This is a genomic window from Enterobacter cloacae complex sp. 6730903 (assembly GCF_048283985.1).
GTDB lineage: Bacteria > Pseudomonadota > Gammaproteobacteria > Enterobacterales > Enterobacteriaceae > Enterobacter > Enterobacter hormaechei_C.
The window spans coordinates 12,438-29,068 of record NZ_JBLVXX010000015.1; the positions used below are offsets into that span (position 1 = coordinate 12,438).

20 protein-coding genes are annotated in these 16,631 nt (G+C 54.4%); 9 read left to right on the forward strand and 11 right to left on the reverse strand.

The window, feature by feature from the left end; all coding sequences use genetic code 11:
• Nucleotides 1-96: 96 nt before the first annotated feature.
• A complete protein-coding gene (locus ACNQ0W_RS10275) occupies nucleotides 97-981 on the reverse strand; it encodes an SDR family oxidoreductase (RefSeq protein WP_032649406.1) in 885 nt (294 codons plus the stop codon).
• 61 nt (nucleotides 982-1,042) lie between these two features.
• Nucleotides 1,043-1,432: a YdeI family stress tolerance OB fold protein gene (locus ACNQ0W_RS10280; protein WP_047051834.1), complete on the reverse strand. Its 390-nt coding sequence runs from the start codon at nucleotides 1,430-1,432 to the stop codon at nucleotides 1,043-1,045.
• Nucleotides 1,433-1,571: 139 nt separating this feature from the next.
• Between ACNQ0W_RS10280 and ACNQ0W_RS10285 the strand changes: the two genes are divergently transcribed.
• Genes ACNQ0W_RS10285 through ACNQ0W_RS10300 form a run of 4 tightly spaced genes read left to right on the forward strand, consistent with a single transcriptional unit; the run spans nucleotide 1,572 to nucleotide 4,064 of the window.
• On the forward strand, nucleotides 1,572-2,075 hold the full coding sequence (locus tag ACNQ0W_RS10285) for a hypothetical protein (protein ID WP_032654881.1): 504 nt from the start codon (nucleotides 1,572-1,574) through the stop codon (nucleotides 2,073-2,075).
• A 9-nt stretch (nucleotides 2,076-2,084) separates the two neighbouring features.
• A complete protein-coding gene (locus ACNQ0W_RS10290) occupies nucleotides 2,085-2,531 on the forward strand; it encodes a DUF421 domain-containing protein (protein WP_006811854.1) in 447 nt (148 codons plus the stop codon).
• Between the two features lie 11 nt (nucleotides 2,532-2,542).
• The gene (locus ACNQ0W_RS10295) at nucleotides 2,543-3,061 is read left to right on the forward strand and encodes a 2-oxo-tetronate isomerase (RefSeq protein ID WP_003862863.1); all 519 of its coding nucleotides are present in this window, start codon (nucleotides 2,543-2,545) and stop codon (nucleotides 3,059-3,061) included.
• 16 nt (nucleotides 3,062-3,077) lie between these two features.
• On the forward strand, nucleotides 3,078-4,064 hold the full coding sequence (locus ACNQ0W_RS10300; protein ID WP_023298529.1) for an SDR family oxidoreductase: 987 nt from the start codon (nucleotides 3,078-3,080) through the stop codon (nucleotides 4,062-4,064).
• Here the strand turns inward: ACNQ0W_RS10300 and ACNQ0W_RS10305 are convergent, their stop codons facing one another.
• The 7 genes from ACNQ0W_RS10305 to ACNQ0W_RS10335 form a co-directional block, all read right to left on the reverse strand.
• Nucleotides 4,065-5,690: an alpha-amylase family protein gene (locus ACNQ0W_RS10305; RefSeq protein WP_062933187.1), complete on the reverse strand. Its 1,626-nt coding sequence runs from the start codon at nucleotides 5,688-5,690 to the stop codon at nucleotides 4,065-4,067. It abuts the gene before it with no gap.
• Between the two features lie 8 nt (nucleotides 5,691-5,698).
• On the reverse strand, nucleotides 5,699-6,709 hold the full coding sequence (gene cydB, locus ACNQ0W_RS10310; RefSeq protein ID WP_015571779.1) for a cytochrome d ubiquinol oxidase subunit II: 1,011 nt from the start codon (nucleotides 6,707-6,709) through the stop codon (nucleotides 5,699-5,701).
• The gene (locus ACNQ0W_RS10315; protein WP_062933186.1) at nucleotides 6,709-8,112 is read right to left on the reverse strand and encodes a cytochrome ubiquinol oxidase subunit I; all 1,404 of its coding nucleotides are present in this window, start codon (nucleotides 8,110-8,112) and stop codon (nucleotides 6,709-6,711) included. Before ACNQ0W_RS10315 ends, cydB begins: the two co-directional genes overlap by 1 nt.
• Nucleotides 8,113-8,182: 70 nt before the next feature.
• A complete protein-coding gene (locus ACNQ0W_RS10320; protein ID WP_047051829.1) occupies nucleotides 8,183-9,055 on the reverse strand; it encodes a manganese catalase family protein in 873 nt (290 codons plus the stop codon).
• A 17-nt stretch (nucleotides 9,056-9,072) separates the two neighbouring features.
• The gene (locus ACNQ0W_RS10325) at nucleotides 9,073-9,579 is read right to left on the reverse strand and encodes a ferritin-like domain-containing protein (protein WP_003862853.1); all 507 of its coding nucleotides are present in this window, start codon (nucleotides 9,577-9,579) and stop codon (nucleotides 9,073-9,075) included.
• 62 nt (nucleotides 9,580-9,641) lie between these two features.
• Nucleotides 9,642-10,139 carry a ferritin-like domain-containing protein gene (locus tag ACNQ0W_RS10330; protein ID WP_045141955.1) on the reverse strand — a complete coding sequence of 166 codons (498 nt, stop codon included), beginning with the start codon at nucleotides 10,137-10,139 and terminating at the stop codon, nucleotides 9,642-9,644.
• Nucleotides 10,140-10,229: 90 nt separating this feature from the next.
• The gene (locus ACNQ0W_RS10335) at nucleotides 10,230-10,418 is read right to left on the reverse strand and encodes a general stress protein (RefSeq protein WP_022651794.1); all 189 of its coding nucleotides are present in this window, start codon (nucleotides 10,416-10,418) and stop codon (nucleotides 10,230-10,232) included.
• A 453-nt stretch (nucleotides 10,419-10,871) separates the two neighbouring features.
• Here ACNQ0W_RS10335 and yjdI point away from each other — a divergent pair, with 453 nt between their 5' ends.
• Nucleotides 10,872-11,102: a 4Fe-4S mono-cluster protein YjdI gene (gene yjdI / locus ACNQ0W_RS10340; RefSeq protein ID WP_047051828.1), complete on the forward strand. Its 231-nt coding sequence runs from the start codon at nucleotides 10,872-10,874 to the stop codon at nucleotides 11,100-11,102.
• A gap of 10 nt (nucleotides 11,103-11,112) precedes the next feature.
• On the forward strand, nucleotides 11,113-11,385 hold the full coding sequence (locus ACNQ0W_RS10345) for a GNAT family N-acetyltransferase (protein WP_006811846.1): 273 nt from the start codon (nucleotides 11,113-11,115) through the stop codon (nucleotides 11,383-11,385).
• Between the two features lie 33 nt (nucleotides 11,386-11,418).
• On the opposite strand, the gene ACNQ0W_RS10350 is transcribed toward ACNQ0W_RS10345, so the two are convergent.
• Together ACNQ0W_RS10350 and ACNQ0W_RS10355 are read right to left on the reverse strand one after the other, a co-directional pair.
• Nucleotides 11,419-12,648 (reverse strand): amino acid permease, encoded by a 1,230-nt coding sequence (locus tag ACNQ0W_RS10350; RefSeq protein ID WP_003862847.1) that lies wholly within the window; start codon nucleotides 12,646-12,648, stop codon nucleotides 11,419-11,421.
• A 117-nt stretch (nucleotides 12,649-12,765) separates the two neighbouring features.
• Entirely contained in the window at nucleotides 12,766-13,230 is a 465-nt protein-coding gene (locus ACNQ0W_RS10355) for a multidrug/biocide efflux PACE transporter (RefSeq protein ID WP_022651793.1), read from the reverse strand.
• A gap of 101 nt (nucleotides 13,231-13,331) precedes the next feature.
• On the opposite strand from ACNQ0W_RS10355, the gene ACNQ0W_RS10360 reads away from it, so the two are divergent.
• The 3 genes from ACNQ0W_RS10360 to ACNQ0W_RS10370 all read left to right on the forward strand — a co-directional run bounded on the left by ACNQ0W_RS10360 (nucleotide 13,332) and on the right by ACNQ0W_RS10370 (nucleotide 16,470).
• The gene (locus ACNQ0W_RS10360; RefSeq protein WP_062933184.1) at nucleotides 13,332-14,198 is read left to right on the forward strand and encodes a LysR family transcriptional regulator; all 867 of its coding nucleotides are present in this window, start codon (nucleotides 13,332-13,334) and stop codon (nucleotides 14,196-14,198) included.
• Nucleotides 14,199-14,290: 92 nt separating this feature from the next.
• Nucleotides 14,291-15,469 carry an acetyl-CoA C-acetyltransferase gene (locus ACNQ0W_RS10365; protein ID WP_062933183.1) on the forward strand — a complete coding sequence of 393 codons (1,179 nt, stop codon included), beginning with the start codon at nucleotides 14,291-14,293 and terminating at the stop codon, nucleotides 15,467-15,469.
• A 317-nt stretch (nucleotides 15,470-15,786) separates the two neighbouring features.
• Nucleotides 15,787-16,470: an oligogalacturonate-specific porin KdgM family protein gene (locus ACNQ0W_RS10370; RefSeq protein WP_003862842.1), complete on the forward strand. Its 684-nt coding sequence runs from the start codon at nucleotides 15,787-15,789 to the stop codon at nucleotides 16,468-16,470.
• Nucleotides 16,471-16,631: the final 161 nt, after the last annotated feature.

Genomic DNA, 16,631 nt, shown 5'->3' on the forward strand with positions numbered 1-16,631 from the left:
AAAAGGCTGCTTTCGCAGCCCTTTAGCATTCGCCTGCAACAATTTGCCGGGTGGCGGCTTCGCCTTACCCGGCCTACACTCTGCGCGCCCTGAGCGCTAGATGACGCCATCCCCGCCGTCTGAACACCACACCTGCCCGGAGGTGTATGAACATTCATCCGAGGCCAAGGTGACATACAGCGGTGCGATCTCCACGGGCTGTCCCGGGCGTCCCAGAGGGGTACTCTCGCCAAAGTGTTTCACTTTTTCCTGTGGCTGCCCACCGCTGGGCTGAAGCACGGTCCAGTAAGGTCCCGGCGCTACCGCATTCACGCGTATCCCTTTCGGTCCCAGCTGTTTCGCCAGCGCTTTGGTAAACACCGCGAGACAGGCTTTGGTCTGCGCATAGTCAAGCAGTACGGCGCTCGGTTTCACCGCCTGTACAGATGAGGTGTTAATGATGGAAGCGGGGGCTTTCATGTGGCGCAACGCTGCCTTTGTGATCCAGAAAGGCGCATAGACGTTGGTCTTAAAGGTCGCGTCAAAATCTTCCGTGGTCAGTTCTTCCAGCGACTCACGATACTGCTGGCGGCCTGCGTTATTCACCAGGATATCCAGCCCGCCCAGTTTTGAGACGGCCTGCTCCACCAGATTCTGACAAAAAGTTTCGTCCCGCACATCGCCCGGAAGCGCGACGGCGTTCCGTCCTTCCGCTTTAATCAGGGCGATGACTTCCGCTGCGTCTTCTTCCTCTTCCGGCAAATAGTTAATGGCGACGTCTGCCCCTTCGCGGGCATAGGCAATGGCTACCGCGCGTCCGATGCCGGAATCGCCCCCGGTAATTAGCGCCTTCTTACCGGCAAGACGACCATGCCCTTTGTAGCTCTTCTCGCCGTGGTCGGGTACGGGTTCCATCTCAGAGGCCAGGCCCGGTGGCGTCTGAGGCTGCTCCGGGAAAGGTGGCGTTGGGTAAGCGTTCGTACGTTGTTCATTATCACTCATAGCTAACTCCTTGTTAGGGGTGAGATTTGATGGATAGTTACAGCGTTAACGCTTCGCTGAATTATTTTTGCAAGTGGCTGACCCGCACTACGGGTGGGGATGATTTTTTATCGAGCGAGCCGCTAATACTGATCATGTTGTCAGGTTCCACGGTTCTGTCGTCAAATACGGCTTTCGGGATAATAACGTCGATTTTCCCGGTTTTATCCTGGAATACGTATTTATCGCCATTGCCGTCAATAAGATTGCCGCGCAGTGAAATAGAGGCGCCATCATGCATCTCTTTCGCCTGAGTAATGGTCATAATGCGCGCATCATCGGTACCACGATAACCGCTGTCCAGCGCATGCGGCGGTGGCGGCGCGTCACCCTTTTGTAACCCGCCGTTATTATCTGCCCATGCAGAAGGGATAATTAATATTAACAAGGCTGAAATCACTGATAATTTCATCTGATATCCTTCATTTTGGATGTCTTGACTTATTAAGTATTGTTGCTATTCCTTTATGTGGCAAATGTGATAAGTCTTAAAAGCATTTGCACAGAAAAATCAAAAATTTCGGCAATTAAGCGAAACGGTGACGACAGCCATGGAACCAAAAAATGAAAAAGTGCCTGGGATAAAAGAGAGTAACCGTTTACTGACGTTTGAGTACGCATTTCGCCAGGTGGGTTTTATTGTGCTGTTAGCTATTATCGTGGCAGCAATTGCCGGCCTGTTTTCCAGCGGCGCGGTCAGCGACGTGGAGAAAACAAACGAAGCAAAATCCCTGACCCTGAGCTATGAGCGCTTCGGTCGCCGCCAGACCGAATCGCGGATGGCACTGACGTTTCCGGTGACGTCTGAGGGGAAATATACCCTCAGCATGACCAGCGAAAGCAGCGACGCGTATGAGCCAGGCAGCGTCTGGCCACAGCCGGACAGTATGTACAGCCGGGGGAATACCCTGTTTCTCGTCTACGATCGTTTACAACAGACCGATAAATTTACCGTTTTGTTATTTATCACGCCGTCAAAAGCAGGGAAGTGGACAAACAGCATCCGCGTAAACAACGAGCCAGATATCCATTTCTGGCAGTTTATTTACCCCTAGGAGTCGAATATGGACATGGTTTTTCGTGCCCTGGCAATTTACCTGTTTCTGGTCATTGTGTTTAAAGTTGCCGGGCGACGCGCCCTGCTACAAATGACCAGTTTTGACCTTATTTTGCTCTTAATTATCAGTGAGGCGACACAACAGGCGCTGCTTGGCGAAGATTTTTCCGTCACCGGCGCGATGATTACAATAACAACGCTGGTGGTGGTTGATATTATTTTTGGCCTGCTGAAGAAATATTTTTCTACCGTTGAGAATATTCTTGATGGCACGCCGGTGATATTGGTGGAGAACGGTGTTCCCCTCGCCGATAAACTGAAAAAGGTCGATGTATCCTGTGATGATATATTGGTATCAGCCCGCCAGAATCACGGTATTACAGAATTGAAGGAGATTAAATACGCTATTCTTGAGCGTAATGGTCATATTTCTATTATTCCTGACGAAAATTAAGGGGCAATGCGATGAGCAATCTTATTCACGACAGCAACAGCACCATTAGCGAGCTGACGAAAAAGCTCGCCACTCAGCTTACGGACAGAGGTTTGCGGTTAACCACCGCAGAGTCCTGTACTGGCGGCAATCTCGCGGTTGCGCTTTGTGCCGAAGAGAACACGGCGGAATTTTATGATGTTGGCATGGTGGTGTTCAGCGATGCGGCGAAGGAGCGGATCCTCGGCGTGCGGCACGAAACCATTGAGCGCTTCACCGCCGTCAGTGAACAAACGGTGACCGAGATGGCCGCTAAAATTCGCGAAATTGCCGAGGCGGATATTGGCCTTGCCATCAGCGGCTATGCGGGACCGGAAGGCGGAGACGATGGCACCGCAGCCGGTACGGTCTGCTTCGGCTGGAATATTCGCGGGCAGACGGAAACCCGCACCGTGCTGTTTTCCGGTGAATGTCAGGATGTGGTGGATAAAGCGGTGCGTTATTCCCTGTCTGAACTGATCGAAATACTCTCCGGCTGGGATAACGTCTGAAACAAGGGGAAAGGCTATGGCTGTGATCGTTATTACCGGCGGTACGGCGGGCGTGGGGAAAGCCACGGCGCTGCACTTTGCCAAAGCGGGCTACGATGTGGGCATCATTGCCCGCGACGAGCAGAGCCTGCGCTCCACAGAAGAGGAGTTGCGCCGTTTCGGGATCAACGCTTGCGCCGTTCAGGCCGACGTGGCGGACAGCAAGGCGGTGACCGATGCTGCTAATGAGATTGAATACCGGCTTGGGGCCATCGATGTGTGGGTGAATAACGCCATGGGCGGGATGCTGGCGCCGTTTCGCACCATGTCGCCTGAGGAGTTTCGCCGCGTCACCGAGGTGACCTATCTGGGCTATGTTAACGGCACCCGCGCCGCGCTGGAGTTAATGACCCCACGCGATCGCGGAACGATTATTCAGGTTGGCTCCGCGCTGGCCTACCGCTCCATTCCCTTGCAGTCAGCCTACTGCGGGGCGAAAGCCGCGATCCGCGGATTTACCGATGCCGTGCGCACCGAACTGATGCATGAAAACAGCCGGGTGCAGATCGCAATGGTACAGATGCCGGGCCTCAATACGCCGCAGTTCGAGTGGGCGAGGAATAAATTTGCCTGGGCGATGCGCCCGGTTCCCCCCGTTTTTCAGCCGGAAGTGGCGGCCAGCGCTATTTTTAAGGTGGCGCAGAAACCGGTGCGGGAACTGTGGGTGGGCAGCAGCACCGTCCAGTCGATTGTCGGGCAATTTCTTTTCCCCGGCTTTCTGGACCGGCTGATGGTTAAAAAGGCCTGGGAAGGGCAGATGACCGATACGTTAAATGCGGATGACCGTCAGGACTATCTGGATCAGCCGGTTAACGACCTGCATAAAATCCACGGGCACTTCACCGACGAAGCAAAAGAGCGCGCCACCAGCGTCACCTCCGGCATGCCGGGGAAAGTGCTGCTCGGCTCCCTTGCCGTCACGGGCGCGATCGTGGCCCGTCTGCTGCTCTCGCGGAGACGATAATCAGCGCAGTGCGGTACGATCGGTCCAGAACCAGCGGTAGCCATAGCCGCTGAGGTTAAGGGCGACGGTTTTGCCGCACACCAGCGCGTCGTTGTAGCGTTTGTCCGCCAGGCAGGCGGTCCAGGTCGCATGCCGGATCCCTCTGGCGGTAAAATTAACGGGCTTATCGCTGAAGTTAACGAAGGTCAGAATGCTGCGCGTGTCGGTTTCGTAATAGATCCCCAGCACCGCATCGCTGTCGATATTAATAAGACGAAACGGCGCGACGCCGATCTCAGGGAACTCCGAGCGCGTATTGGCGATATCGATAATGCAGTGCAGGAGTGAGTTGCGGTGCAACAGCGAATCCGCCACGTTGATTTTTTGATAGCGGTACGGGCCATGGTCAATCATCGGGGCGATAAAGGTTTCCGGGGCGGCGTCTGAGAAACCGCCGCCTTGCGATCCGGCCCACTGCATCGGGGTGCGTACGGCGTAACGCTCCTCCAGATCCAAATCATCCCCCATGCCAATCTCATCCCCGTAGCGCATGACCGGTACGCCCGGCAGCGAAAACAAGACCGCATGGCAAAAGGCCAGCCGCTTTCGATCGCCATTAAGCATCGGCGCCAGACGGCGGCGGATGCCTCGCTGATACACACTCATCTCTTCGTCAGGGGCAAAGGCATCAATGACGGTCTGCTTCGCTTTTTTACCTATCCCTTCCAGATCCAGCTCATCGTGATTGCGCAGCCAGTTGGCGAAGCAGCAGGAGTCCGGCGGCACAATCATCTTCTTCACCGCGTTGCGCAGCGGTCGTGCGCTCTTCTCTGCCAGGCTGACGTAAAAGTACTTATTGAGCCAGAAATTCAGCACCAGGTTGAGCCGGTCGTTCTGACCAAAATAATCTTTGTAGGCCTCGACCTCCACGTCGACTTCGCCGAGCAGGATCGCGTCCGGGTTACGCTGCTCGATAAGACGGCGCAGATGCTCCAGGATCCACAGGCCGCGTTTTTCATCCCCACGTCCGGCCTGTTTTGTCAGGTGCGATGCCGCATCCAGGCGAAAGCCCGACACCCCGAGCTTTAGCCAGAAGATGATGATGTTTTCAACCTCCTTCAGCACCGCAGGGGAGGCGAGATTGAGATCCGGCTCGTGGTGATAAAACATATGCCGGTAGTATTGCCCCGCCTCGTCGTCCCATGTCCAGATGCTCTTCTCCACGCCGGGGAACATCGGCGGCGTATCGTCGTCGTCCGTGTCGGACCACAGATAATAGTCACGGTAGGGTGACTGGGGGTTGCGGCGGGCCTGTTGAAACCAGGGATGCGCATCCGAGGTATGCTGGATCAGCAGCTCAATAATGACCTGCATCCCCAGCTCCCGCGCCTGTTCAATAAAGGCGATGATATCGTTGAGCTTGCCGAAGCGGGGATCGACCTGCAAATGATCGCTCACGTCATAGCCTTCATCGAGAAAAGGCGTGAGGTAAAACGGAGTGATCCAGATAACCGTCGCGCCCATCCGGCGGATGTAGCGCAGCTTCGCGGCGATTCCGGCGATGTCGCCACAGCCATCGCCGTTAAGATCGTAGAACAGGGCGGTATCAATCTGGTAAATAATGGCGCGTGTATGCCAGCCTGCCATAGCAATCCTTAATGATAACCTTCGGTATCAGACACTTTGCCCCGGAAGACGTAGTAGCTCCAGGCCGTATAAACCAGGATCACCGGGATGATTAACAGCGTACCAATCAGCATAAACAGCTGGCTGGCAGGCGGCGCGGCGGCTTCCCACAGGGTGATGTGCGGCGGAATAATGTGTGGCCACAGGCTGATGCCCAGGCCGCTAAAGCCGAGGAAGATCAGGCCCAGTGTTAACAGGAACGGACGGGCATGGCTGTCGGGATTGCGCGTCAGCCGCCAGATCCACAGGCTGAATACCGCCACCAGAACCGGAACCGGCAGGAACCAGAAGAAGTTAGGCAGAGTAAACCAGCGCTCGGCGACAAACTGCCAGCCGAGCGGGGTCCAGATACTTACCACCGCAATAACGGCAATCAGCGCCAGCAAAACGTGGCGGGTCAGCTCGCGCATCCGGTTTTGCAGTGCGCCTTCGCTTTTCATGATCAGCCACGTGGTAGCCAGCAGGGTATAGGCGACAATTAAGCCCAGTCCGCAGAACAGGTTAAACGGGGTGAACCAGTCCAGCGAGGAGCCCACAAAGCGACGCCCTTCCACGTCAAAGCCGTTGATCATCGCGCCAACCACGATCCCCTGGCTGAAGGTTGCCAGCAGGGAACCGCCGGCAAAGGAGTAGTCCCAGAATTTGCGGTGGGAAGGAGTTGCCTTGAAGCGAAACTCAAACGCCACGCCGCGGAAAATAAGCCCGATCAGCATGGCCGTCAGCGGGATGGTCAGGGCATCGATGATTACCGCGTAGGCCAGCGGAAACGCGCCGAACAACCCTGCGCCGCCGAGGACCAGCCAGGTTTCATTTCCGTCCCAGACCGGGGCGACGCTGTTCACCATCACGTCGCGCTCTTTGGCATCGCCCACAAAGCTGAACAGCATGCCGATACCGAGATCGAAACCGTCCATGATGATGTACATCAGCGTGGCGAAGACAATAATGGCAAACCAGATGACCGGGATATCGACGCCCATCAGATCTTCTCCTCTTCCGGAACAGACTCGGCGGCGGACAGCGGACGGGCAGGGGTGCCCGACGTATTAGACGTTAGCGTGCCCACAGGCTGCGGACCTTTCTTAATCAACCGGGCGAGATACACATAACCCACGCCAAATACCGAACAGTAGACCACGATAAAGGCCAGCAGGCTGATGCTCATCTGCAACGTACTGTGCAGAGACACCGCATCTATCGTGCGCAGATAGCCGTAAACGACCCACGGCTGGCGGCCCACTTCGGTGGTGACCCATCCGGCGAGCAGCGCGAGCAGTCCGGCAGGCCCCATACAGAGGGCAAACCAGTGGAATGGCCGCGAGTGATAAAGCCGACGGCGATAGCGCAGCCAGACGCTCAGTACGCCAAGGGTAATCATCAGCAGCCCCATGCCGACCATAATGCGGAAGGACCAGAAGACGATGAGCGAGTTAGGGCGGTCCTCTTTCGGGAAATCCTTCAGCGCCGGGACCTGTTTATCCAGGCTGTGCGTCAGGATCAGGCTGCCGAGTGCGGGAATTTCAAGCCCGTATTTGGTGCGCTCCTCGTCCATATCCGGTACGCCAAACAGCAGCAGCGGGGTGGCCTCGCCGGGCGGGTTTTCCCAGTGGCCTTCAATCGCGGCGATTTTGGCAGGCTGGTGCTCGAGCGTATTCAGGCCGTGCATATCCCCGACCACGGCCTGAATGGGCGCGACCAGCAGCGCCATCCACATAGCCATGGAGAACATTGTGCGAACAGCGGGCGAATCGTTACCGCGCAGCAGATGCCATGCCCCGGACGCGCCCACAAACAAGGCGCTGCACAGGAAGGCGGCGATGGACATATGGATCAGACGGTAAGGGAAAGAGGGGTTAAAGATAATGGCCAGCCAGTCTTCGGGAATGACCTGACCGTTCTGAATACTGAAGCCCTGCGGGGTGTGCATCCAGCTGTTGGAGGCGAGGATCCAGAAGGTGGACATCAGCGTGCCCAGCGCCACCATGCAGGTGGCAAAGAAGTGCAGGCCAGGGCCGACCTTGTTCCAGCCGAACAACATCACGCCTAAGAAACCGGCTTCCAGGAAGAAGGCGGTTAACACTTCATAGGTGAGCAGAGGGCCGGTTATGCTGCCTGCGAACTGGGAAAAACCGCTCCAGTTAGTCCCAAACTGGTAAGCCATCACCAGACCGGAAACCACGCCCATACCAAAGTTAACGGCGAAAATTTTCAGCCAGAAATGGTATAGCGAGCGCCAGACATCATTTTTGGTGCGAAGCCACATGCCTTCGAGAACCACCAGATAGCTCGCAAGCCCAATGGTGATCGCCGGGAAGAGAATATGAAAAGAGACGGTAAAGGCGAACTGTATCCTGGCCAGATGAAACGCATCAAGCTCGAACATGCTCCGTACCTCTGGAACTGATAGCGCACAAGGCATTGCCAGACAGCCTCAGGCTGCCTGGCAAAACCGGTTACGGTTTTTTCTTACCTGCGCCAAGCTCGGCACCGGTAAGCGGATCGGCATTGGGGTCGGATTTCGTGCGTGCGCACATCGCTTTGAGCAGCGTTTCCTGCTCTGTAGTGAGCGTTACGCTTGCGCCGCCGTCACCGCCATCGACCGCTGGCTGAGGAGATTCCACGTAGTCGAAGTGCTTATCGCTGTTCCAGCTGCCGCGAACTTCTCCCCCCTCAGACATATTGTAGTACTTGTTGGTGTACTCTTCGATTGGCGGCAATTTACCCGGTGGGAAATTGTTACGGATCGACTGGAGTGCCTTCTCAAACGAGAGCTGGTGTGCTGCCTCACGCGTCATTAAAAACGCCAGCGCATCTTTAACACCCGGATCGTCCGTTACGTTAATAAGCCGTTCATAGATAATTTTGGCGCGCGCCTCGGCCGCTATGTTAGAGCGCAGATCCGCGGTAGGTTCGCCAATGGTATCCACATATGCCGCCGTCCACGGTACGCCCCCGGAATTGGTCAGTGGCGTACCGCCGCCGTAGAGCAGGGAGGTGATATGACTGTCGTTGCCGTTCTCGGTCATGGAGCGGTACAGTTCCGCTTCATTTTCAACGCCTTCCGCCAGTTCACCTTTCGCACCCTTATTCAGCATACCCACCAGGGTGCCGATAATTTCCAGGTGACTTAACTCCTCGGTCGCGATATCCATCAGCATATCTTTACGACCGGGATCGTCGTCGCTCAATCCTTGCGTAAAGTAACGACATGCCGCGGCAAGTTCGCCCTGTGGCCCGCCAAACTGCTCAAGCAGAAGATTGGCCAGGCCCGGATTCGGTTCGGCTACGCGTACCGTGTATTGCAGCTGTTTTACGTGTCGAAACATACATTCTCCCTCTTTCGTTATTTTTTAGCTTCAACGCCGTCCGCGTCGGAGCGCAGCAGGAACTGTTCCGTCGTCTGTGGAATATGCTGGAGCAGCCAGTCTGCCATCTGGCGCTCTTCTTCCAGAATGGACTCAATGGCAGGAATGGAGGCGGTATCGCCCGCTTGTTTGGCCGCAGCCAGCAGAGAGGTGTAGCAGGCAATTTCAAACTGCTCAAAAACGTAGCCGCTGATGGAGCCTTTAACAATTTCGTCGGAAGGGAACATGCCGCCAATGGACTGGCCGAGCGCCGCCATTTTGCTCATGGAATCTTTTATGACCGAACGGGAAATATCATTGCGGTCGAGAATTTCTTCCAGCACGGTAATTTGGTGTTTAGTTTCATTAACGTGTTGTTCAATTCGTGCACGTAAGTCGGGATAATTATCAATACGGCTGGCCATTGATTCCAGCATGGATTCGGCTTGCTTTTCCATCGCATGGGCATCGCGTAGCCAATCATGGTAGTGTTCTACATGATTCATAATTAACTCCTGTGATTTATTTTCTGGTTAATTTTTGGTGCTGATGCTCATCAAATTATTATTTATCCTTTCTGGGCTTTTTGATTAATATTGCCGACAGCCAGATCGGTTAATTTGAGATCGGTTTCTTTTTCTTCTTCCAGCGTTTCGGCAAGAAGTTTAACGGCTTTTTTATAGCCTAATTGTTCAGCCAGGGTGGCCAGGGTGCCGTAGCTGGCAATTTCGTAATGTTCAACTTTCTGTGCTGCGGCAATTAATGCAGCGTCACGCACTTCATTTTTCTCAGTGCTCTCAATAACTTCGTTGGCTTCTTCAATTAAGCCTTCCATCGCAACGCATTTCATGCGCTTCAGTTTAAGGCCGGATTCCTGCTCAATAATCTGATCGATACGTTCGATCTGTCCCTGCGTCTCTTCGAGGTGAGCCGTGAACGCGGCACTTAGCTTCTCGCTGGACGCGGCGCGGGCGAGTTTGCCTAGCGCACGGGTCAGCTGCTTCTCAGCGCTGTAGGTGTCGGATAACAGGTGAATAAATACATCTTCAACAGTTTTCATATTCATATTTTCGCTCCAGTGAAATAAAGGGAAGGTACTGCGAGCCGACGGGCTCGCAGCATGCTCTCGGTATATTTATAAGAGCTTTAAATAAGATCAGGAGTTATCAGATTTACGGCCTCCGCCGTGACTGTTCTGTCCCCCTTTCTTACCCGCTTCAGATGCGCGTTGCGGATCGTTTTTGAAATTACCGCCGCTGTGCTGGCCGCCTTTACGTCCAGCTTCTGATGCTTTTTCACGGTCTTCAGCGAAATTACCGGAACCACCACGATGTTGCTCTGCCATATATCAACCCTCATGTTGCGTTTATGTCAGGAGATACGATAAGTAATTCGTATCATTTGTCGTTCAGGAATTAACATTAGTCGTTATGTGAGAAGAGTCAAATTTCTTGTCTGGGTTGTTTTGCGGTAATTTTGCAGGGAGTGAAGAAATACCGCTTCGTTACGAAGTTTAAAAACGGACGGGAAATCCATCAGTTAGATGGAAATAAAACCGGAGGTTAGGATTGCGCTTAGCTAATAATCCTAATGTGAACGTGGCGGGAATTATTACAAGAATTGACACAGCGCAAAAATATATCTTCGCAACGGGTGTTCTTGTATTCGGAATAATCCTATGAACGTGACGAAGTCATGCGCTGAAAAGAGTGTGGCTAAACCTCGTTTTTGACGTGGTCAGGCGGATCCGGTGAGGGTATGCTTCTTTTGTCACCACAATAATTACAGAGGCAATGTCATGGATCAGGAGCTACTGGATGCGGGGTACCGGGCCTATACCGGTGAGAAAATCGATGTCTACTTCAACACCGGGATCTGCAAACACTCGGGCAACTGCGTGCGCGGCAGCGCGAAGCTGTTCGATCTGAAGCGTAAACCGTGGATCGCGCCGGATGAAGTAGATGCAGAAACGGTTGTGCGCGTAATTGATACCTGCCCGAGCGGTGCGCTGAAGTACCGCCAAAAATAAGCGAGGAACCATGGATATTCTTGAAGGCCATAACAAGTTTTACGTCAACGACGCCGAAGGCAATCAGGTAGCGGAGATCGTCTTTGTCCCGACCGGCGAGCATCTGAGCATCATCGAGCACACCGATGTGGATCCAAGCCTGAAAGGGCAGGGTGTGGGTAAACAGCTGGTGGCAAAGGTGGTAGAGAAGATGCGCGGTGAGAACCGTAAAATTATCCCGCTGTGTCCGTTTGCGAAGCATGAGTTTGATAATACGCGGGAGTATGACGATATTCGGGCGTAAAACAGATGCCCGGCATTGCGCCGGGCAGCACACTCAACCGACAAACATCACCGACACACACAGCACACCCACAATCAGCGTCAGCAGGTTACCGATGGAGCGGTACGGTTTTAACGACGGGATCAGGTACGTCGACAGCGTCGGCATGATGAACAAGATCATGGCGATAAGCGGACCGCTGATGGCGTAAATCATCGAGATGGCATTCGGGTTAATGCAGCAGACCGCAAAGGTAATCAGCGACACGCCGAGAATCGAAACCGCGCGGTTAAAGGCGCGACTTTTCTTCACACCCACCTGATTCAGCGACGATTTCACAATTTCCGTTGCCCCTTCAATCACGCCAAAATAGGTGCCGAGGAAAGATTTCGACATCGCAATAATCGCCACGATAATGCCTGAAATGCCCAGCCATGCCGGGGACGAAGGCATCATCGACAGCGCGGACAGGATCGTAACCCCTTCCTCTTTTGCCGCCACGATATACGACGGTGGAATCGAAAGCAGGCAGCTGAACACAAAGAACAGCACGCTGAGGCAGATGATCAGGTACGCCACTTTCATGATTTTTTTGCATTTACCCATCGCCTCTTCACCGTATTTCTCGCGACGGTCCACGGCGAAGGTCGAGATGATCGGAGTATGGCTAAAAGCGAAAACCATCACCGGGATCGAAATCCACACCTGGTGCAGCGTATGCTGGTCGAAGGCCATCTGGCTGGTCAGCAGCGACGGCTGCCAGCTGCCCGTCAGATACAGCGAGACAAACAGGAAATAGGCGATCAGCGGAAAGACAAGGAAACCCATCACCTTAATGGTGATATGCCGCCCCATCAGGAAGATCAGATTCAAAATCAGCACCACGCCAAAGCTCACCAGCATCCGCATGCCGGTATCCACCGTCATCCGTTTCGCCAGCTGTTCAGTGAGTGAGTTGGTTATCGCCACCGCGTAAATCAGAACCACCACAAAGAAGGCCACAAAATAGAGCGTGGTGATCAGGTTGCCGATCTTTTTGCCGTAGTAATGGGAAACGGCACCGGTGATCCCTTCGTTGCCTTTCGTCTTAGACGACAGAATAAATTGCGCCAGCGCTTTATGCGGCCAGTAGGTTAAGGGATACGCCACAAGGGCGGTGATCAGCAGGACAATCGCGCCAGCAGAGCCGAGCTGAATGGGCAAGAACAGGGTTCCTGCGCCCACGGCAGTGCCGTAGAGGGCGAAACTCCAGAGAGTCTCTTCTTTTGACCAAATTTTCGACATTAGAGCAACGTATCAACTATAAAACGAACAAAAAGGAGTGCAATTTACCATAATTATGCGTTGAGGTCTCCGTTGCTTCGCAGGGGGGTGGGCCGGAGCAGGTCTCCGGCCGGAAGGTTATTCGCTTGCCAGGGCGCGTCGTTGCTGACGGCGCTTGATGATTTTCTCCCGCAGGGTGTCGTACGCCCAGTTGTAGAGCATGGTGTACGGCAGGAAGAACAGGAAGAAACCAATTTCCAGAGTAAAAGCCTGGAGCAGCGTCACGCCCAGCACGGCGGCAACGATGGTTACGCCAATCACAATAAAGCCGCATTCAAAACCCAGCGCATGCAGGGCGCGCACTTTTGCCGTGCGCTTCACCCGCTGGACGGGCCAGAAACGGTCGAAGCCAAAGTTATAGATTATGTTCCAGAGCATTGCCGTGGTCGCCAGAATAATGGTGAGACCCCCCATTTCTACCACCGAGCGCTGCATTAGCCACGCGGCCGTCGGGGCGAGGATCGCCGTAGCAATGCCTTCAAAACAGACGGCATGGAAGATCCGCTCCGGCAATTTACGTTGGAGTGCATCCTGATGTTGCATATTTACCTCATATTGACGCCAGTATGGGCGTTGATGCGGCCTATTCTTATCGCTTAAGGTGATATATAAAAGATGGTATCCATCGATAAAGTAGATACATCATGCGTTATTCTCCCGAAGCACTGACCGCGTTTGTTGAAACTGTCGCCGCAGGTTCGTTTTCTGCTGCGGCACGACGGCTGCGTAAAAGCCAGTCCACCATCAGCACCTCCATCGCCAACCTTGAAGCTGACCTTGGCTTTGAGCTGTTCGATCGCTCGGCGCGTCACCCGGTATTAACCGCCCAGGGTGAACAGGTGCTGGGCTATGTCCAGTCGATACTCGCCGCCAGCGCGCGCCTGGATGAGCTGGCCGTATCGTTAACCGCGCAAACGGAGGCGCGTTTTACCTTTGTTCTCTCCGATACGCTTAACCCGGCCGTGCTGGAACAGATGATGAGCCAGTTCGACCAGCGTTTTCCGCACACGGAATTTGAGTGCCTGATTGGGGAAGAGGAGGACGTGATCGATCTGCTGCAAAAGGAGCGGGCGCAAATTGGCCTGACGGAAGCGCGCGACAACTACCCGACCGATATTGGCGCGACCCGTCTGCCCATGCAGACGCGGATGGCCATCTACGTTTCTGCCGGACATCCACTGGCAGGGCAACATGAGACGCAGGCGGACGAGCTGCATGGCTGGCGCGAGCTGCGGCTGAGTACCTATCTTGAACGGGAAGCGCCCCTTGCGCGCGGGCCGGTCTGGTCTGCGCCGAATTACCTGTTACTGCTGAGTATGGCGGTACAGGGCTTTGGCTGGTGCGCGTTACCCTGCGCGCTGGTCGACGAATTTGCCGCGTCGAAATCGCTGGTGCAGCTGAACGTGCCGGGCTGGCCGAGGTCGATTGCCATCGATCTGGTATGGAACAAACGAACCCCGCCCGGCGTCGCCGGAAGCTGGCTGCGCCAGTACTTGCAGGACGCACGATAATCCTGTGACTAAACTCACTAATTTTAAACATTTGCGTCAATTGTTGATAACAATCCTCTACTATCGTCATGTCATTTTGCACAGAGGTCGTGATGAAAGATGTCGTTATAGTGGGTGCGTTACGTACGGCTATCGGCTGTTTTCAGGGAGCGCTTGCGCGTCACTCTGCGGTTGATCTCGGCAGCGTGGTGGTAAGAGCGCTGGTGGAACGCAGCGGTGTTGCCGCACATGAAATTGATGAGGTGATCCTGGGCCAGGTACTGACCGCTGGCGCGGGACAAAACCCTGCGCGCCAGGCAGCGCTGAAGGGCGGACTGCCTAATACCGTTTCGGCAATTACCATCAACGACGTCTGTGGTTCAGGTTTGAAAGCGCTCCATCTTGCGACGCAGGCCATTCAGTGCGGTGAAGCGGACGTGGTCATTGCCGGCGGGCAGGAGAATATGAGCCGCGCCCCGCATGTCCTGACCGACAGCCGGACCGGCGCGCAGCTCGGGAACAGCCAGCTGCTTGACAGCCTGGTTCACGACGGGCTGTGGGACGCCTTCAACGACTACCATATGGGCGTAACGGCGGAAAACCTGGCGCGGGAATACGGTATCAGCCGCGAGCTTCAGGATGCGTATGCCCTCAGCTCACAGCAAAAAGCGCGTGCAGCGATCGACGCCGGGCGTTTTCGCGATGAAATTGTCCCGGTCAGTACCCAGCGTCAGAACGGCGAAGCGCTCATCGTCGATACCGACGAGCAGCCGCGCACCGATGCCAGCGCAGAAGGGCTGGCAAAACTCGATCCGGCCTTTGAAACGCTCGGTTCCGTAACGGCAGGCAACGCCTCATCCATTAACGACGGTGCGGCGGCGGTGATGATGATGAGTGAAAGCAAAGCCCAGGAGCTGGCGCTGCCGGTGCTGGCGCGGATCAAAGCGTTTGCCAGCGTGGGCGTTGATCCCGCGTTAATGGGGATCGCCCCGGTCTATGCCACGCGCCGCTGCCTGGAGCGGGCGGGCTGGGAGCTGAACGATGTGGATCTGATTGAGGTCAACGAAGCCTTTGCTGCACAGGCGATCTCGGTCGGGAAAATGCTGGAATGGGATCCGCTGCGGGTCAACGTCAACGGCGGTGCCATCGCGCTGGGCCATCCCATTGGCGCCTCCGGCTGCCGCATTCTGGTGTCGCTGGTCCATGAAATGAAAAAGCGTAACGCCCGAAAAGGGATCGCAACGCTCTGCATTGGCGGAGGGCAGGGGGTGGCCCTGGCGATCGAACGGTAGTTTCCTCTCTCTGTGTACAGAAACCTCCCGCGGGAGGTTTTTTTGTGTCCGCAGAATCCTTTTTTAACACTTATGCGTTCTTTCTGAAGCCCGCAATAATTATTGCGCGGTTAATTATTGGCTTTGTGAAGTGCTTAATGTGATCTCACGCCTGAAATTTACGGTTAATACCCTTTTTTTGTTGATGGGGTTCACGTCGATCTTTGCCAAAAAAAATGAAACAAATAATTTCGATCCTTGTCACTAAAATAACGGTGCATAAAAAATAAACTCAAGTTTCATAAAAACGAAACGTTATTTTAATTGAGGGTTTTTTCATGTTTAAGAAATCTCTGCTCCTTGCTTCCCTTATTAGTGCCTCTTTTGCGGCTAGCGCCGTTACCGTCGATCTGCGTCACGAATATATTGACAGCGGCTCGAATGCCGACCGTGTTGCCGTCTCGCACCGCTTTGATAATGGCTTTGGTTTTTCAGTCGAGGCGAAGTGGAAATCAGGCGGGGACAAGGCAGATCAGCCATTCGCGGATGTAGTGGGGAACGGTCACGAAGATCAGATTAGCTGGCGCTGGAAAGCGACAGACAATATCGCCCTGACCCCTGCGTTTACGATTGAAAGCACAGACAGTCGCACCATTTATAAACCGAATCTGCATGTGCAATATAGCTTCGACAATGGCTTCTACGTGGCTGCGCGTTACCGTTACGAATATACCCGCTACCCGTCAAGTTCAAATAAGGACGATGATAAAGTTAACCGTGGCGATGCGTGGGTCGGTTGGGTATTAGGTGACTGGCGTACCGAGCTGAACTATGTTTACGCGAAAAGTTCTGAAGGCGTGGCCCGAAATAACAATAAAGATTATTCCAACGAATATAACGCCAAGCTGGCCTACAAATGGGATAAAAACTGGGCGCCGTATGTGGAGGTGGGCAACGTGGGGGTTAAAGACACGGACGAACGCCAGACCCGTTTCCGTTTAGGCGTGGCGTACTCCTTCTGATGATTCAGTTCCTTCGCTAAAAACCGCCGGGTGGCGCTGACGCTTACCCGGCCTACACCTTCCTTCCACTTCGTCGCTTCGTATGCCGGATGGCGCTGACGCTTACCCGGCCTACACCTTTCCTCCACTTCGTCGTTTCGTATGTCGCATAATCACCCAAA

Bases quoted from the DNA above. Each gene is read 5' to 3' on its own strand.
- ACNQ0W_RS10275 (WP_032649406.1), bottom strand. From the start codon at position 981: ATGAGTGATAATGAACAACGTACGAACGCTTACCCAACGCCACCTTTC.
- ACNQ0W_RS10360 (WP_062933184.1), top strand. From the start codon at position 13,332: ATGCGTTATTCTCCCGAAGCACTGACCGCGTTTGTTGAAACTGTCGCC.
- ACNQ0W_RS10330 (WP_045141955.1), bottom strand. From the start codon at position 10,139: ATGAATATGAAAACTGTTGAAGATGTATTTATTCACCTGTTATCCGAC.
- ACNQ0W_RS10305 (WP_062933187.1), bottom strand. From the start codon at position 5,690: ATGGCAGGCTGGCATACACGCGCCATTATTTACCAGATTGATACCGCC.
- ACNQ0W_RS10300 (WP_023298529.1), top strand. From the start codon at position 3,078: ATGGCTGTGATCGTTATTACCGGCGGTACGGCGGGCGTGGGGAAAGCC.
- yjdI (WP_047051828.1), top strand. From the start codon at position 10,872: ATGGATCAGGAGCTACTGGATGCGGGGTACCGGGCCTATACCGGTGAG.
- ACNQ0W_RS10355 (WP_022651793.1), bottom strand. From the start codon at position 13,230: ATGCAACATCAGGATGCACTCCAACGTAAATTGCCGGAGCGGATCTTC.
- ACNQ0W_RS10290 (WP_006811854.1), top strand. From the start codon at position 2,085: ATGGACATGGTTTTTCGTGCCCTGGCAATTTACCTGTTTCTGGTCATT.
- ACNQ0W_RS10370 (WP_003862842.1), top strand. From the start codon at position 15,787: ATGTTTAAGAAATCTCTGCTCCTTGCTTCCCTTATTAGTGCCTCTTTT.
- cydB (WP_015571779.1), bottom strand. From the start codon at position 6,709: ATGGGCGTCGATATCCCGGTCATCTGGTTTGCCATTATTGTCTTCGCC.
- ACNQ0W_RS10320 (WP_047051829.1), bottom strand. From the start codon at position 9,055: ATGTTTCGACACGTAAAACAGCTGCAATACACGGTACGCGTAGCCGAA.
- ACNQ0W_RS10335 (WP_022651794.1), bottom strand. From the start codon at position 10,418: ATGGCAGAGCAACATCGTGGTGGTTCCGGTAATTTCGCTGAAGACCGT.
- ACNQ0W_RS10345 (WP_006811846.1), top strand. From the start codon at position 11,113: ATGGATATTCTTGAAGGCCATAACAAGTTTTACGTCAACGACGCCGAA.
- ACNQ0W_RS10280 (WP_047051834.1), bottom strand. From the start codon at position 1,432: ATGAAATTATCAGTGATTTCAGCCTTGTTAATATTAATTATCCCTTCT.
- ACNQ0W_RS10315 (WP_062933186.1), bottom strand. From the start codon at position 8,112: ATGTTCGAGCTTGATGCGTTTCATCTGGCCAGGATACAGTTCGCCTTT.
- ACNQ0W_RS10350 (WP_003862847.1), bottom strand. From the start codon at position 12,648: ATGTCGAAAATTTGGTCAAAAGAAGAGACTCTCTGGAGTTTCGCCCTC.
- ACNQ0W_RS10295 (WP_003862863.1), top strand. From the start codon at position 2,543: ATGAGCAATCTTATTCACGACAGCAACAGCACCATTAGCGAGCTGACG.
- ACNQ0W_RS10285 (WP_032654881.1), top strand. From the start codon at position 1,572: ATGGAACCAAAAAATGAAAAAGTGCCTGGGATAAAAGAGAGTAACCGT.
- ACNQ0W_RS10365 (WP_062933183.1), top strand. From the start codon at position 14,291: ATGAAAGATGTCGTTATAGTGGGTGCGTTACGTACGGCTATCGGCTGT.
- ACNQ0W_RS10325 (WP_003862853.1), bottom strand. From the start codon at position 9,579: ATGAATCATGTAGAACACTACCATGATTGGCTACGCGATGCCCATGCG.